The 16409-nt window shown below is 56.3% G+C and carries 11 protein-coding genes; 5 read left to right on the forward strand and 6 right to left on the reverse strand.

What is annotated here, in order from left to right; genetic code table 11:
- Positions 1-61: 61 nt before the first annotated feature.
- From ASF69_RS09320 to ASF69_RS09330, 3 genes are read right to left on the reverse strand one after another with little or no spacing between them, the layout of a single operon-like run.
- Positions 62-2434, reverse strand: coding sequence for an LPS-assembly protein LptD (locus ASF69_RS09320; RefSeq protein WP_062586992.1), 2373 nt, complete (start codon positions 2432-2434; stop codon positions 62-64).
- A complete protein-coding gene (gene lptG, locus ASF69_RS09325; protein WP_062586993.1) occupies positions 2434-3519 on the reverse strand; it encodes an LPS export ABC transporter permease LptG in 1086 nt (361 codons plus the stop codon). Before lptG ends, ASF69_RS09320 begins: the two co-directional genes overlap by 1 nt.
- Entirely contained in the window at positions 3516-4682 is a 1167-nt protein-coding gene (locus ASF69_RS09330; RefSeq protein ID WP_062586994.1) for an LptF/LptG family permease, read from the reverse strand. The genes lptG and ASF69_RS09330 overlap by 4 nt, the downstream gene beginning before the upstream one ends.
- 274 nt (positions 4683-4956) lie before the next feature.
- Here ASF69_RS09330 and ASF69_RS09340 point away from each other — a divergent pair, with 274 nt between their 5' ends.
- The 3 genes from ASF69_RS09340 to ASF69_RS09350 all read left to right on the forward strand — a co-directional run bounded on the left by ASF69_RS09340 (position 4957) and on the right by ASF69_RS09350 (position 8147).
- Positions 4957-6447 (forward strand): leucyl aminopeptidase, encoded by a 1491-nt coding sequence (locus ASF69_RS09340; RefSeq protein ID WP_062586996.1) that lies wholly within the window; start codon positions 4957-4959, stop codon positions 6445-6447.
- A 32-nt stretch (positions 6448-6479) separates the two neighbouring features.
- A complete protein-coding gene (locus ASF69_RS09345; RefSeq protein ID WP_062587259.1) occupies positions 6480-6929 on the forward strand; it encodes a DNA polymerase III subunit chi in 450 nt (149 codons plus the stop codon).
- Between the two features lie 189 nt (positions 6930-7118).
- Positions 7119-8147, forward strand: coding sequence for a sensor domain-containing diguanylate cyclase (locus ASF69_RS09350; RefSeq protein ID WP_062586997.1), 1029 nt, complete (start codon positions 7119-7121; stop codon positions 8145-8147).
- A 2-nt stretch (positions 8148-8149) separates the two neighbouring features.
- Here ASF69_RS09350 and ASF69_RS09355 read toward each other — a convergent pair whose 3' ends face one another.
- The 3 genes from ASF69_RS09355 to ASF69_RS09365 all read right to left on the reverse strand — a co-directional run bounded on the left by ASF69_RS09355 (position 8150) and on the right by ASF69_RS09365 (position 10832).
- On the reverse strand, positions 8150-9076 hold the full coding sequence (locus ASF69_RS09355) for a Gfo/Idh/MocA family oxidoreductase (RefSeq protein ID WP_062586998.1): 927 nt from the start codon (positions 9074-9076) through the stop codon (positions 8150-8152).
- 107 nt (positions 9077-9183) lie between these two features.
- Positions 9184-10029, reverse strand: coding sequence for a polysaccharide deacetylase family protein (locus ASF69_RS09360; protein WP_062586999.1), 846 nt, complete (start codon positions 10027-10029; stop codon positions 9184-9186).
- Between the two features lie 86 nt (positions 10030-10115).
- A complete protein-coding gene (locus ASF69_RS09365; protein ID WP_062587000.1) occupies positions 10116-10832 on the reverse strand; it encodes a response regulator transcription factor in 717 nt (238 codons plus the stop codon).
- A gap of 298 nt (positions 10833-11130) precedes the next feature.
- Here ASF69_RS09365 and ASF69_RS09370 point away from each other — a divergent pair, with 298 nt between their 5' ends.
- Both ASF69_RS09370 and ASF69_RS09375 read left to right on the forward strand, forming a co-directional pair.
- Positions 11131-13056, forward strand: a complete 1926-nt coding sequence (locus ASF69_RS09370) for an ATP-binding protein (RefSeq protein WP_162238069.1) — start codon at positions 11131-11133, stop codon at positions 13054-13056.
- A 235-nt stretch (positions 13057-13291) separates the two neighbouring features.
- Positions 13292-16246, forward strand: a complete 2955-nt coding sequence (locus ASF69_RS09375) for an autotransporter domain-containing protein (RefSeq protein WP_062587002.1) — start codon at positions 13292-13294, stop codon at positions 16244-16246.
- The last annotated feature ends 163 nt before the right edge of the window (positions 16247-16409 follow it).

Below are 16409 nucleotides of genomic sequence, written 5' to 3' on the forward strand. Positions count from 1 at the left end.
ACTTCTGACTATCACACCCGCTAAAAATAACGGCGGAGCTTTCACCCCGCCGCCATTAAGATCAATAATTTGTTGGCTTCCAGCCTATATCGGCATCATCCCAGTCCGTTCCCGCTGAGCCGACGCTGATATCGCCCAATGTGCGAAAGGCGAGACGCGCATTGACCGACCAGTCATTGGCGGATTCGCGCACCGAATTGATGTTGCCTTCGTCTGCATAGCTGACGGTAAAGATCGTGCATTCATCCTGATACAGGATGCCGATTCGCCGTTCGCTGGAGAACTTGTTGTTAATGTCGTAATTGATGGCACCGAACAACGACCAGTTGTCGTCCAGTCTCAACTTGCCGGAGGCCTGAATGATATCGCGTTTTCTGTCATAGCCGTAATCTGGCTGCGCATCGACCTGAGTATAGCTGACTTTACCCGTGATCCGGTTGTTCGTGTAGGCAACAGCCGTCTCGGAACGGTTGACCTCGAAGCTGTCCTTATCAAAGCGGAAGCTTGTTGACAGCGACAGACCGATCGGCGCATCGATCGCTGCCATGGCAACATAGTCCGAACGGTCGGATTCCAGCCCGGAATTTGCACCGGCGTTCACGAGATCATTCGAAGCGAATGGGTTGTCGCCAGCGAGGTGGAACGACTGACCCGCAACAGCGCGGATGCCGTAACCATTGTCGAACGTCCCGTTGTAGCGAACGCCAATATTTGCACGGGTGCCGCCTTCGATGCGATCGAAGCCGGAAAATTTGTCGCGCTCAAACAGGTTGGTCGCATCGAATACGAACGCCTGCGCGTCTTCATTGGGAAGCTCACCAGCGTAACCCTCGTTCGGACGAACGAAGATCTGCGCAATCGGTTCGATGACGTGGTTGCTGTGCAGCGCTGTAAACAGCACGGGATACTTGGCCTCGAGGCCGAATGTCGCCATTCCGCGGAGGCTCGCATCGTCGTTGATGGTGCCGTCATAGTTGCGACCGGTACCGAAGCCGTTGGCCGACATATCCGTCCAGAGAGCATCGCCACGTGCAGCCAGAAGAGGGGTCAGCAAAAGGCCGCTGTCGAATGTGAAGGTGCGCTTCCATTCAGCTTCGGTTGAGAAGCGCGTGTAGGTACCTTCAAGTCCGTTGTAACGAACGGAATTGCCGAGATTATAGGCATCCTGATCACGTCGCGTCAGGCTCGTGAAGTTGGTCGTGAGCGACAGCTCGCCGCCATAGACGGGATCCGGCAGGAAGTAGCGATAATCCACAGCCGGATGGACGATTGCCTGCTTGCGTTCTTCAATTTCAGAATCGTCATTGTCCTGAACATTGAAGTAGTAGGCATTTGCGTCGAAGTCGTTACGCTCCCCGCGACCGGTCAGGTACAGCCTGTTCGTCTGTACGCTGTTTTTATAGCCCTTCAGCTCATAGGTACGCGAGAAGTTGTTATCGGTCTGGACCATGGCATCCCAGCCGAATGTCCAGCGCGGATTGATGGTGAAATCACCCTTGGACGCGATCATGGCGCGTCTGTCGTTCAACGCGTCGCTTGTGTTCGCATCGAAATCATCCGGGTTCATCTGATTGATGCCGGCCGCGCGCAAGGTGTGGCTGCCAGTTTCAAAGCGCTGACGCAACTCGCCCTCAAGCAACAGGCCTTGAGCCGTATAATATGTCGGCGTTACGGTTAAGTCTGCCGTATCGGACAGCACCTGGAAATAGGGGACGCCAACGCCGAAGCCCAGATTGTCGGTAACACTCATCCGAGGGAACAAAAAGCCGGACTTGCGCTTTACCGTGTTGTCGGGAACGGTGATGAAGGGCAGATAGGCGATAGACTTTCCAAAAAGCTCGAAGCGAGCCTTCTCAAGCCGCACCGTATGGGTCTTGCCGTCCTGGATAACGCGCTCGGCCTTCACCTGCCAGAGCGGAGGTTTGTCAGGGCGTTCCGCGCAAGGAAGGCAGGCGGTGTAGACGCCGTTGTTGAGGACCATCACATCCTCAGAAAGGCGCTCAGCGCTCTCGCCTGCGATGCGGGTGTTATCAGTCGTTTCGACGCGAAGCGTGTTGACGAAGCCCTGCGCGAAATTATCGGTCACGTCGAGCTCATCCGCATAGATGCGGTTGCCGCCCGGCTCAATCAATTCGATGTTGCCACGTGCAAGCACGCGACCGGTCGACTGATTGTATTCGATGCGCTGGGCGACCATGCGATAGCCGGAATAGTGCATACGCACGCCGCCTGTCGCGATGACGCGCTCGGTGTCACGATTATACGTTAGTTCATTTGCTGTAAGCAGGAGTTTTGATTGGTCTTGTGGGTCGCCCACGATGACACCGTCCTCAGCGAAAACGCTGGAAGCGGTTGCCACATATGCGCACACAGCAGCCCCAGTCAGAAGGGCTGTCGCAAGCCGTCTGATATTCCCGCGGTCAAATACCGCCACTAGCCGTCCTCCTGATGAAGCAGAATGGTTGCACCCAAAGCCAGCGCCACGACAACTGGAACCCAGACCGCGACGAAGGGAGGGACAACCCCGCTACTCCCGAATGCTCTTACAAGCACGGTTACTACATAAAGCACGAAGCCGGAAACGATTCCACCCGGAATCACTGAACGAGACTGTGCAAAACGGCTGAACTTTAATGAAACAGTCGCGGCGATCAAGGTCATCGCGACGAGAAGAAATGGCATGGACAACAGGAAGTGGTACTGCGTCTCAAGCGCTTTTGAAGAAAGGCCGAAGGACTGTGCAATCTCGATTTTGCGAGAAAGGTCAAAGAAAGCAACGGTTTCCGGCTGTGTGAGACGCTCCTGAACGAATTCCTGTCTCAAATTGGTGCTGATTTTCGCGGTCGCTTCCCGCGTTGGCACATGGCCGGGTGTGATCTCTGCGACATCGTTAAGAAGCCAGTAACCATCTTCTAATTTAGCCGAGCGCGCATCCTGCCGTTTCAGGATGTTGCCGTCCTTATCGAGATGAATCAGCACCACGTCTTTCAGCATGGTACCGTTGTCTTCAAAGCTCTTGGCCCCGATGATCGTGTCCTGGCCGCCGCTGCTCTGCCGCAACCACGGAAGGATCTGCTGGCGCGAGGCGCCGCCTTCGTTGCGCCAGCCAGCTTCAACGGAAAGAGACTGGCTTTCGCCCCAGGCTGCAATGGGATTGAGAACCGTGACCGACAATATGCCGAGAATGACCGCCCCACCGACAAAAGGCATGATGAACTGCCAGGCGGAGATGCCGGCGGCTCTCGTGACCACCAGCTCGTAGCGGCGGTTGAGCGAAATCAGGGTCGTCATGCCCACGAAAAGGGCGATGAACGGCACGGTCTGCTGAAGAATCAGTGGCAGTCGAAGGGCGGTGAGGCCGAGCGCGGCTGGCACGGAATAGCCGGGCAATCCCGACATGCGCCTTGCTGTCTCGCTGAAGTCAGCAAGAAAGATGATGGCGGAGACGCCCAGCAGAAACCAGAATGTGGTGATAGCGTAGCGCCTCAGGAAATAACGGGCGAGGGTGCCAAACATCATGCGCCTTGCCCTCCAGAACCGGAAACCTTGGGCGACATGCGCTTTTGCAGAGCAGCAGCCGTGTTGTGGATGACGTGAGGCATACGAAGCTTCTTGCCAGTGAGAAGCAGGAACACGGCCACCGAGCCACTAACAACGGGCACAGCATAAACCAGCGGTATGAAGGCTGCGCTCTGCTTGACCTGATTGGTGAAATAGAAGCCAAGCCAGCGAAGCATGAAGGCGGTGATCAGGGCCGCGACCATTGGATGGAGACGTGCCTCGCGGTGAGACCGCGCATCGGCTGCAACAACCAGCGAGATCAGGGCAAAAACAAAGGGGAACATCCAGTCCACGAGACGGCGATGCAGCTCCGAGCGGAAGCCGCCGGGCGACTTCTTGTAGCTATCGACATTTTCATCCGGCGAAAGAAGAAATGCGAGGCTCGCATCGCTGGATGAAATGGATGGCTCATTATCGGACTTCTCCGACATGGTAGAAAGATCGAAAGCGTAGGACAGGAACTTCACCACCGATACCTTGCCGTCCGGTGTCTTCTGCTGAACTTCGCCATCGCGCATGGTCAGCGACGCGCCGCCCTCATCGATCATGCCTTCTTTTGCATAATAGATAAGGTCGTAATTGGGATCGCGACGATCGGCAACGAACAGGCCGCGCAAGATCCGTCCCTGCCGCTCCCCGATCTGGACATAAAGACCGTCCTGAATTGTGCGGAAGGTCTTTTCCTCGATGACGGATGAGAGAAGGTCGGCATAGGCCGCGGCGACCATTTGCCGTGCGGCGGTGCGGGCAGGCGGCTCCGCGAAATTCGTGATTCCGAACGAAACCAGGCTGAGTACGGCGCCCAATATCAGGATGGGCTTGAAGATGATGGAGCGGCGTGCACCCGAGGCATCGATGATCGCCAGTTCGGAATCGGCATTCATCGCCGTCAGCGTCTGGGTGATGGCGATGACCAGGGCGAACGGCAGCACGACAGGAATCAGCGTCGGCAAAAGCATGGTCGCCAGCGTGACGAAGGAGCCCATGGATTGGCCGGTATCGGTCACGAGATTGATTCTCTGGAGAACCTGAATCGTCCAGATGATGGCCAGAACTGGCAGCAGCGCGACCAAAAACATCTGCGTCGTGCGTCGCATTATGTATCGTTCAAGAAGCGTCATTCATTCCCTGATACGGTCTTGTCATGCCAGTTCCCCCCGCGGGAACGGCTACTATCTAGCTGCAACAAACGTGGATGGCGATCCCGCAAAGCTCACAAAACTGTTTTCTGAAGTCATTTTTTTCAGCTCTGTGTCTTTTTCAAATAGACGAATATTTGCGCCTCGATTGACGTGATTCATAAATTTGACACCGCCAGACCCGATTGCAGGGTTGCGCCGGGACGGGAAAAGGCCATGATCCCGCGCATCCTGAAATACATTGATGAGCGAGAACATGTCCGCCAAGTTCGATATATCTTTTGCCAATTCCGCCTCCCTTGACGACGCCTGCGCAGTTCTGCTGCAGCTATCTGGCGAAAATGCGCCCGCCGGCCAGGCGCAGGTCGATCCCTCCGGAGTTCTTGAGAAAGCCGCCAGGGTGGCGGGCTTCACCGCCAAGTCTATGAGTGTGCTCGATGTGCTGGCGCCGCAAGGTTCACCAGCGGATCGGATCGTCATCATCGGTCTTGGCAAGGCCGCGAAGCTTACGGCGCATGACTGGCTGCGCGCTGGCGGCACCGCGGCCGCCCACTTCAAGAAGGCAGAAAAGGTCGTCATTTATCTGGACGCTCTCGGCGTTGAAGTCGATGGCAAGGCAGCGGCCGATTTTGCGCTCGGCCTTTTGCTGCGTGCCTATAGCTTTGACGACTACAAGACGAAGAAGAAGTCCGACGAAGACAAGACGCCCAAGAGTGTCGACGTCACAATCGTAACGGCCGCCCATGCGCAGGCCAAACACGCCTTCGAAACGGCTTATGCTGAAGCCGGTGGTGTGATTCTGGCGCGCGATCTCGTCAACCTTCCGCCAAATGTCCTCGGCCCCGTGGAATTTGCCGAAAAAGCAGAAGAACTGAAAAAGCTTGGCGTCGATGTGGAAATCCTCGGCGAAAAGGAAATGAAGAAACTGGGTATGGGCGCTCTGCTTGGCGTGGCTCAAGGCTCAGTTCGCCCGCCGCGTCTGGCCATCATGCAGTGGAAGGGCGGCTCGAAGAAGGATGAACCTATTGCCTTTGTCGGCAAGGGGGTCGTTTTCGATACCGGTGGCATTTCGCTGAAGCCCGGTGCCGGCATGGAAGACATGAAGGGCGATATGGGCGGCGCGGCCGCGGTCATCGGCCTCATGCACACGCTCGCTGCCCGCAAGGCGAAGGCGAATGTGATTGGCGTTATCGGTCTTGTGGAAAACATGCCCGACGGAAATGCGCAGCGCCCGGGCGACATCGTCACATCCATGTCCGGCCAGACCATCGAGATCATCAACACCGATGCTGAAGGTCGCCTCGTGCTGGCAGATGCTCTGTGGTATACCAACGACCGCTTCAAGCCGAAATTCATGGTCAATCTGGCAACGCTGACGGGCGCAATCACGGTTGCGCTCGGTAACTTGCAGGCTGGTCTGTTTTCAAATGACGACGAACTGGCCGAGCGCCTGACCAAGGCGGGCGACGTGACGCAGGAAAAACTGTGGCGGATGCCGCTTGGCAAGGACTACGACAAGATCATCGATTCCAAATTCGCGGACATGAAGAACAGTTCCGGCCGACTTGCCGGTTCCGTCACCGCCGCGCAATTCCTCAAACGCTTCGTGGGCGACACCCCTTGGGCTCATCTGGATATTGCCGGAACCGCAATGGGCGCTCCGCTGACCGAAATCAACCAGTCCTGGGGTACAGGTTATGGCGTGCGCCTGCTCAACGAGCTGGTTCGCGCAAACTATGAGGATTGAAACTTGACGGGGAAGCCGGTACGGGCGTTTCGATGACAGAGATACTGTTTTACCATTTGACGGAATCGAAGCTGGAAGATGCCCTTCCGCCCCTTCTGGAAAAATCACTGGAGCGCGGCTGGAAAGTCGCGGTCCAGACCGCGTCCGTGGAGCGTCGGGACGTACTTGATGTGCATCTATGGACATATAGGGATGACAGCTTCATGCCGCATGGCACCGATGCGGCGGAAAATGCGGCCCAGCAGCCAATCCTGCTGATGGCGAGTGGTGAAAATTCTAACACCGCCAATGTCCGCTTCATCGTCGATGGCGCCGAGCCGCCGGTCGTGGACGCCTATGAGCGCATCGTCTTCATGTTCGATGGCTATGATGCCGAGCAGCTGGAGGCGGCCCGTGGCCAATGGAAAAAGCTGAAAGGTGAGGGGCATACACTGACCTATTGGCAGCAATCCCCAGAGGGGCGCTGGCAGAAGAAGGCATGACGCCCATCATCTGCTTCGAGAACACATTTTTAACTGCAGTCCACAACTTGGTCAGAGCAATCTCGTTCACGAACGAAATGATCACGCGTGAGTGTTTTCAAATTCGCATTGCCTAATGTAGTGAATTAACGGGAATTGTGTAAGAAGGCGCGAAGAACGGAGCTTCAGTCGTCAGTCGAGGAGAATGAAATGGGTCAATCCGCCCCCTGGCCAGTCAACGAAGCGGAACGCCTTGTCGCAGTGCGCTCCATTCTCTCCCTTCAGTCTGGCCCGACGCCAGAGCTGGCTGCGCTTTCAGACCTTGCAAAAAGTGTGTTCGGCATGGATCGCGCCGCCATCCATATAGTGGACGAAGACTGGCTGCGGATCGCCCATCAGGCCGGAATACAGGTGAGTGAATGTTCCCGTGACATCTCCATCTGCACACGCGTCGTGCTTTCCAATGACGTGCTGGTGGTTCCCGATCTGAGCCTGCATCCGGAATTGCGAGGCTTTCCCTATGTGACAGGCGGTCCGCAGTTCCGGTTTTACGCTGGCGCGCCAATTGAGCTCGAGCCCGGACTTACTGTCGGAGCGTTCTGCATTCTCGACACATCGCCGCGTCAACTTCAGCCGTCAGAGGTCGAAAGTCTCAGGCAGTTCTCCGTCCTTGCGGGGGCACTGCTACGTTTGCAAAAGGCCAATTTCACCATGAGCCTGGCAGAGCGTGCGTTGCGCGAAGCCGCCATGACTGATCCGCTCACCGGGTTCTATAACCGCAAGGCATTGAGCGCGCTTGTCGATTCGCAGATGTATGCCGCCCTGCAATCAAATGAAACATTTGGTGCGCTGTATCTCGACATGGATGGCTTCAAGGCGATCAACGATACGCTTGGTCACAGCGTTGGTGATCGTGTCCTGCATGATGCGGCAGCGCGCATTCGCGAAGTCATCCGGCCGACGGATATTGCCGTGCGCATGGGAGGCGACGAGTTTGCGGTTTTCGTTCCGCGCCCGGCTGATTCGTCAGAACTGGCTGCGCTTGCCGAGAGATTGCTGGAGGCTTTCAGGCAGCCCTTCACAATAGAGGGACGCCATATCCATGCCCCACTCAGCATCGGCGGTGCCATCGCACCCCAGGCCGGACAGGACTGCCTGGCTCTTCTGCAAAGTGTGGATGAGGCCCTGTATCAGGCCAAGAAGGCGGGGCGCGACCGTTTCGTAAGCCGCGCCAGCTAAGATCAATCGTAGAAGGAATCCACGAATTTGTGGCGGCCAAGCAGGAAGGCGTCGGCCACATGCGTCAGCGGAGCAAGATCGACATCGGAGGTCTTGGCCTTGATGATCTCTGCAAAACGCTCGTAGAGGGCAGGGTATTCCCGCTCGGGCTCTGACATTTTCTGCTCGCCGGCAATCGAAAGCTTCGCGCCGCCTTCCGAAAGAATCATTTGCCCGGCCTCGGTCTCGGCCACGATATCCCAGCTCTGCTTGCCGGTCTGGCGCCAGTCGAATTCGGCATGGACAGGCATTTGCGTGACATCGGAAAACTGGATGTCGGCCGCGATCGGCGCATCCCGATTTTCCGGAAATTCAAGCGTGGCTTTGGTGATGAAAAGTGCGCGCGGCAGAATATGCGTGATGATCGACAAGGCGTTGATGCCGGGATCGAACACACCAAGCCCGCCAGCCTGCCAGATCCATTCCTGATTCGGGTGCCAGTGGCGTACGTCTTCCTTCCAGATCACGTGAACGCTGTTGATCTTTGTCGATGCCAGGAAGCTCTTGGCTGCTTCAACCGCCGGCGCGTAGCGGGAATGCCAGCTGGCGAAAAGTGAAAGACCCTTGGAATCGGCCAGTCGGACCAGATCCTGCACTTCTGACAGCGTAGCGCCCGGCGGCTTTTCCAGAAAGACGTGCTTGCCTGCGTTCAGCGCGGCATAGGCTGCCGTGTAGCGATACTGGGGTGGCATACACAGAGATACAGCCTGCACCTCCGGTGCTGCTTCGAGCATCGCTTCGATCGTGCCGTAAGAGGGCACGCCCTCAACAGTGCCATGACGGCTGGCTGTTGCGACGAGATCGAAGTCCGGATTGGCAGCGATGGCTGGAAGATGCTGATCGCGAACGATTTTGCCGACGCCGACGATGGCGAGCTTGGTGGCTGACATGAAAGAGAACCCGTCTTAATGTTGCAGTCGAATAATAGTACTTTTCGAGTTCTAGCAGAAACCCGCACGTCGGCAAGGGCAACACCAGCAGCTTGGGCTATTCCTGTTCAGTGGGTGAGGGATGCAAGCAGCATCGTCTTGGCGGCTGGCTTTTTATGCACCAGATGCACCACCTTGTAGCCATCTGCTTTCAGTTGGGTCAGCAGGGCGGGCAGCATGGACGCGGTACGCCTATGGATATCGTGCATGAGAATGATGCCGCTGCCGCGATGGCGAATCGCTTCCATCGTGCGTGAGGCGACGACGGCGGGCGCGTCCTTGAAGTAATCCTTCGAGTCGATCTGGACATCCATGATGACCATGCCCCGGTCACCCAACAGGTGGCGCAGTCGTGGGCTGTCGGCAAGATAAGGAAAGCGGAAGAATGACACATCGGTGTCGGTGGCCTTTGCCACTGCATTCGTGCCCTTTGAAACCTCGGCCAACGCACGGTCGAAAGCGATAGCGCGCAGGTTCGGGTGGCTGAAAGTGTGGCTGCCGATGCTGTGGCCAGCGGCAGCGACTTTCCTGGCAATGGCCGGATGCGCCTGCGCCATTTCTCCCACCATAAGAAAGGTTGCCTTCACGCCAAATTCGTCCAGCGTCGCCAATATGCTCTCCGTCTTGCCGGGAACCGGCCCGTCGTCGAAGCTCAACACGACTTCCTTGTTGGCCAGCGCTATATCTTCAAGCGACGATACCTCAATATCACGCCCTGCCAGCCCTGCGGGATTGCGCGGTCGCACCCAGGCCACCGGCGAAAGAGCTACGGGATCGGTAGCCTTGAGGCCGGGCGCGGAGGGCATGGTAGCGGCGAAAGAGGTTTTAAGAGACGTATCGGATTGAGGTTTGCCCGCGCAACTGGAGAGGCACGCGGCAAGGGTTGCCGTCAGCATAAGTGAGTAAAACCGCATGTAGAAAGCCCAGGCAAATCAGTGTGACGTTGCTTTGGAGCTTTCTCCTATTATGGTTAATTCAAAGTTACTGGCTCTTTGGTCAGTCAAACGACCTGGATGATCTCCAGGCGTCTCAAGCCGATGCCGCGGATGACTTGCACTGGCAGATCCATGCCCGCATGGGAAGCCTTGCTTCGCAACCGTCCGAATGCCATGTCCAGACGTCGACTGAATGGATCATTGTTACCGGGATCGAAAAGCCTGAGCATCTCAATGCGCGGCACGGTCGGTTCGGAATGACGTGCCAGAAACTCGATCAGAAGGACTTCTTTGCCGGACAGCGATACCTCTGTCCCCTCAGGCGAAGACAGTGTCTGTCTTTTTCGGTCGAGAAGCCAATCACGGTTTTCGTTTGGGCTAAGCTTGGTTGCGGGTCTTTCCCTGCGCCGGATGCGCTTGACCAGGTTTGTGGCCGCCAGCGCGAGTTCTTCACTGTCAAACGGTTTAGTGAAATAGAGATCAGCACCGCCATCATAGCCGAGGCGTCTGTCCTCTCTGCCGTTTAGCGCAGTCAGCATGATGATGCCTACGTCGTCCCTGTTGGAGAGAAAACGCGCAAGGTCAAGGCCGCTCACATCGGGTAGATTGACATCCAGAACAGCGACATCCACCTGTTTGCTTTTCACGATGTCGTGGAACTCAAGCCCGCTGGCTGCCTCGAAAACCTCGAAGCCCCGAAGTTGCATATATTCCGATAAGCTTTTTCTCAGGTCCGTATCATCCTCAACCACGACGAGGTGAGGCTTCAAATAAGCGTGCATCAGTATTTGCCATCATTTTCGATCTTGCAATATTATGTCTATATTGATTCCGATGGCAAATTAATACTGGTTTATTGTGATTTATACTTTAGATTGTGAATATTATTTCACTAATATTTATTTTTCGATGAGGCTTAAATTTCCTCTGGTTGCGCTTGGCGGCAGGCGATGCGACCCCCGGATGTCGTCGTGCGTGCGGTTTTGTCGGCGTTTGGCTGCAGCCTCTGTGCCTGCGGCACTCGTCTTTTTCCTTTTGTGCTTTTCGTCCGTCCCTGCTGTTGCTGGCGAATTGCCGGCTATGGATGGTCATCTCTCGGTTCTGACTGACGAGAGTGGCCGCCTCCAACTCGATGATGTCTTGAAAAAGGAGTGGCAGTCAAAATTCGCACCCTTGCCGGGGAAGACGGCGAATATGGGATACACTAGAAAAGTGTATTGGCTGAAGTTCGAAGTTCTCGGTACCGAGGAAACAGACGCGCTTTTATCCATGGCGCCCAATTTTCTCAATTTCATTGATGCGCACATTTCGTATCCCGGGCACCATGATCGCGCCGACCAATTCCAGCACTTTTCCTTCGGCGATCACCGGACGCTGCAGCGGGATGGTTTGTCTCCCATCGCCCCCGCCGTGAAAATCTCGCTCCTTCCCGGGCGATCGACGTATGTCTATGTCCGTCTGCACAACGAGTCTTCCTTCACACAGATCAGCATGAAACTCGAACCGCTGGAGAGCATCGGGGTCAGGCGTTTGGCAGAAGGTTTGGCGCTAGGGCTGTGGTTCGGTGGCATGTCCATACTGTTGCTGACACAGCTCGTCTTTTATTACTTTGATCGCAAAGTCGGATATATCCTGCTTGCGGTATCGACGCTGAACGTCATCCTTGTCTATCTCGGCAATCTTGGGCTGAGCACCGTTTTCATTTTTCCCGGCAATGGCTTCTGGAATGACAGGTTTCTCGGCGTAAACGCCTGGGCGGGTTTGACGGCGCACGCTCTGGCCTATGCGCACATCCTCGATATCCCGCGTCGTGAAAAGGCGTTCTACCCAATTTTTCTGGCGGTCGCGGTGATCGGCGTTATCGGCGTCGGGTTTGCTCTTTTCGGGCAGACGATCATGTTCGGTCCCTACGGCTCGGTCACGTCCATCCTCGGTGCATTGATGACAATGGCGCTGGGGTGGCGGCAGGTTAACCAGAATGATCGGGCCAGCAAGCTGACGGCCATTGCCTGCACGCTCGTCGGCCTTGGTTCCAGCATCGGCATCATGCAGCGTATGGGTGCCAGTTGGCTACCGGAGTGGACATTCAATATTTACGGAATCATGGCGCTTCTTCAGGTGCTCTTTTTTACCGGCGCGGTCGCCAGTCGTCTGCGTGCCGCCGAAACGCTTAACCTTGCCATGCAGGCGCAGGCACTTCGAATGGCACAGGAAGCGGAACATGCCGCCACGCGGTTGGTAGAGGAGCGGACGCGCGAACTGGTGGTAGCACGCAAACGGGCAGAGGAGGCGCTACAGTCAGAGATGGAATCGCAACTGCGCCAAGTCAGGTTTCTGGAAGTCGTCTCACACCAGTACCGCACGCCACTTGCGTCGGTACGGTCAAATATCGATGCCATGGCAGTCACTTTAGAGAATATCGATCAGGCAAATCTGACGCGGATCTCGCGCATACGTCGCGCGGTGGCGCGTCTGGCGGAAATACTGGAAGTCAATCTATCGCGCAGTCGCCTGCAGGGCGCTTCATACCGGCCCAAGCTGGCGAAGGTTGCGATCGGGGTCGTCGTCGCTTCCGCACTCCAGCGAACCAGGGATCTACTCAATGACCCGCAACTGACTGTGGATACACCTGATGAGGTGGCGGCGGTGACGCTGGCCGCAGATGCCGACATGCTGGCACTTGCCATTGTAAATCTCTTGGAAAATGCGCTGAAATACAGCCCCCCAGACGCTCAGTCTTCCATCTGTTTGTCCCTCAGGCACATCAAGAACGAGATTGTCGTTGAGGTCCGGGATCGTGGCCTCGGCATTCCCGCTGGCGATCTGCCCCATATCTTTGAAAATGCCAGACGTGGTGCAAATGCAGGCACCATTGAAGGCTCGGGTCTGGGCCTGTTCCTTGTTGAGAAAATCTGTGTGGCGCATTCCGGGCGGGTGGAGGTGCAAAGCACCGAGGGTCAGGGAACAACCATCAGCATGATTCTGCCGGTCGCAATGGCCCCATGATGGCTCTGTGTCGCGTCTTCATGTGCTTCAGAATGTAAGAATATTTCGCTATTCACTTCTTGTCGGAATGTTGCCTGCAGGTCACAGTTTTTGTTACCTGGCGTTACGTTCAGATACATCTGTTACATAGAAAAACTTACGCCATTTCAACTCTTTGGTTACTTTCCGGAACAGGCGCGGCAGGATTCGCACAATGCGGGCCGCAACCATAAATTTTGGAATTCGGGGGTAATGGATGTTCTACACTGTGACGACGCCAGGGAATCAGGCGCAGGACAAAAAGACACGCGCCATGAAGCGGGCAATGCTTTTGGCTTCCACGGTTTTGTTGACCATGCCGCAGTCTGTGCTGGCGGACGAGACCTATAATACCGGGATAGCCACCATTGATAGCAGCGCGGATCGGAGTAGCGAAAACCTCTATGTCGGCTACACGTCCAGAGCAGACCTGACGATCAATGATGGAGCAAATGTTCAATTCGGTGCGACGTCAATTGGCTCGCAAGCAGGTGCGATTGGCTCGGTGACATTGACCCAAGGTGCCAAGTTAACATCGGTCAATAACGTCAATGTCGGTCAATTTGGAAACGGTTTGTTGGCGGTCGAGGATGGCGGCCAGTTCAAAGGCAGCAGTATTAGTATGGCGACATATGACGGTAGTGCTGCCGCGGTAAATGTATCTGGTGATGGCTCTTCTCTTGATGCGGCCTATGACCTCATCGTCGGCGATCAAGGGAACGCTTCGTTTACGGTCGAGAATGGGGCTGATGCTCGCTCCTCCTATGCTTACATAGCAGGTCAAAGCGGTGAAAGCTCGATGACCGTGTCGGGTGCGGGTTCGACATTTGACGTCACCAACTCCCTCACGGTTGGTCAGGGTGGCATCGGTACGCTTCTTGTCGAAGGCGGCGGCGTGGTCAGCAGTGGCGAGGGCCTTGTGGGTGGCGTTATTTTTACCATGATGTCCACCTTATACGGAACTGGCACTGTGACTGTCACCGGAGCCGGCTCCGCCTGGCATAACACATCTGGCTTGACCGTTGGTGGTGGGGGTAGCGGAACGCTGACAATCGCCAATGATGGGCAGGTCACGGTCGGAGCTGTTGACAGTAATACAGGCCTCTATGACGGCACGATTACGGTAGACTCAGGTTCCCGCGGGGGCGTTGTGAATATCGGCGGCGCCATGAATTCGCCCGCGGTCGCTGCCGGTCAGCTTCTGGCTGAAGAACTTGTGTTCAGCTCACCGGGCGGTCAGCTCAATTTCAATCATACGGATACGAACTACGAATTCTCCTCAGATATCAAGGGCCCCGGTCAGATTTACCATTATGCCGGGATCACGAAACTATCCAGCGACGGATCGCTGTTCACGGGTACCACTAACATTGGTGGCGGCACGCTCGATGTAACCGGAGAGTTGGGTGGCACGGTTGGAGTAAATACTGGAGGCACACTGGGTGGCACAGGTACCGTTGGAGACACCACTTTGTGGGGCGGCAGCACGCTCTCTCCGGGCCTGCATACGGCGAATAATCAGACCAGAGGTTCTCTCAGTCCAATCGGTACATTGACGATTGACGGTGATCTCGAGCTGGCAAGCAACACAACATATGCGGTAGACCTCAGCAGCGAGATAGAGGCCAACTCGACTCTGGCAATCAGCGACCGAGTAGATGTCACCGGAAAGTTGACGATTGATAGCGGGGCGGTCGTAAGGGTCACGGCTCTGGATAGTCAGACTGATTATCATGATACGCAGATATACAAGATCATGACCGCTGGCAGCAACGACACGGGCGGATTCAGCCAGGTCGTGAACAACTCAGCGTTCCTCGATGTCCAAACATACACTGAAGATGACGGGAAAAATGTCTACCTCCGCGTCGCGTTAAAGTCCAACGACGCTGGCGATACTGGTGGTGGCGCCGGGTCGGGCGATTCCGGTTCCAGTGGCGGTGATGGTAGCGACACTGGTGCCGGGACCGGTCCGGTTCCGGATGATGGGAACGATGACGACGTTTTCACATCCATCGCAAAAAATTCCAATCAGCGTTCGCTCGCCTCAGCGCTGGATAGTCTTGACCGGACGACTGGAAGTGCCTCGCTTGCGCTTTACAACAGCCTTCTGAATCTCGATGTAGACCAAGCGCAGGAAGCCTATGAGCAGCTTTCCGGCGATGTGTATGCCACGGCACAGGGTGCTTTCACCCAGACCAATCGCGCCGTCAACACGGCGCTGAATGGCCGAGTTCGCGCGGTCACGGACGGAGTGGCGGCTCCGTCCTCCATGGCGCTCGGCTATGCCGAGGAGAAGAAAGAGCCCGTCAAGGATGAGCGCTTTGCGGCCTTCGAGCCGAAGAAGACCTTCGATACCGATCGCTTTGCGACATGGATCAACGGCTTTGGCTCCTGGGGTAAGGTAGACGGTACCGACGGCGCAAGCGATACCGACGTTTCGAACGGCGGTGTGCTGGTGGGTGGTGACGTCGGTCTTGGCAAAGACTGGCGGGTCGGCGTGCTCGGTGGGTACAGCCGCTCGTTCTTCGACAGCGAAAACAGCGATGGCAACAGCACCAACTATCATCTGGGAAGCTATGCCGGCACGAAATGGGGCGCTGTCTCGTTCCGCACCGGCATGAACTACACCTGGCATGGTGTCAGCACCACGCGCAATGTGCCTGTTCTCGGCCAGACGCTGCAAGGCGACTATGACGCCTCCAGCCTAAATGCCTATGGCGAACTGGCCTACCGCGTTGACCTCGGCAAGTCGGCACTGGAGCCCTTCGCATCGCTCGCACATACCCGCATGAAGACCGATGGCTTTAGCGAAACCGGCGGCAACGCGGCTCTCACAGTCGCCTCATCCACGATGAACACCACCTACACCACAGCTGGCCTTCGTGCGTCGAAGGACTTCGAACTGGGCAGCGTTGCTTCGGTTGTGCGGGGCACGGTAGGCTGGATGCATGCCTATGGCGACGTCAATCCTGTCTCGACCGCACGCTTTGCAAGCGGTGACAGCTTCTCCGTCAGCAGCACGCCGGTTGATCGCAACACGGCTCTGCTTGAAGCCGGTGTAGACTTCACGGTGACGCCATCTTCGACCATCAGCGTCAGCTACAATGGCCAAGTCGGTTCGAATGCCTACGATCACGGCGCGAACGCAAAGTTCCGCGTGAAATTCTGATCTCACCTTCACAAAGGGGAGGCGGCGGTTCAAGCCGCCTTCCGCGCACTGCCGCTGTCAAAAGATGCCATAGAGTTCTTCTGCCAGCGAATGCGCAGGACCATAACTTCAATAAAAAAGGCGGCACTTGTGCCGCCTTATCTTTTCACGCTCAAAACTCGAA

The sequence above is a fragment of the Rhizobium sp. Leaf311 genome (genome assembly GCF_001423445.1).
Taxonomy (GTDB): Bacteria; Pseudomonadota; Alphaproteobacteria; order Rhizobiales; family Rhizobiaceae; genus Agrobacterium.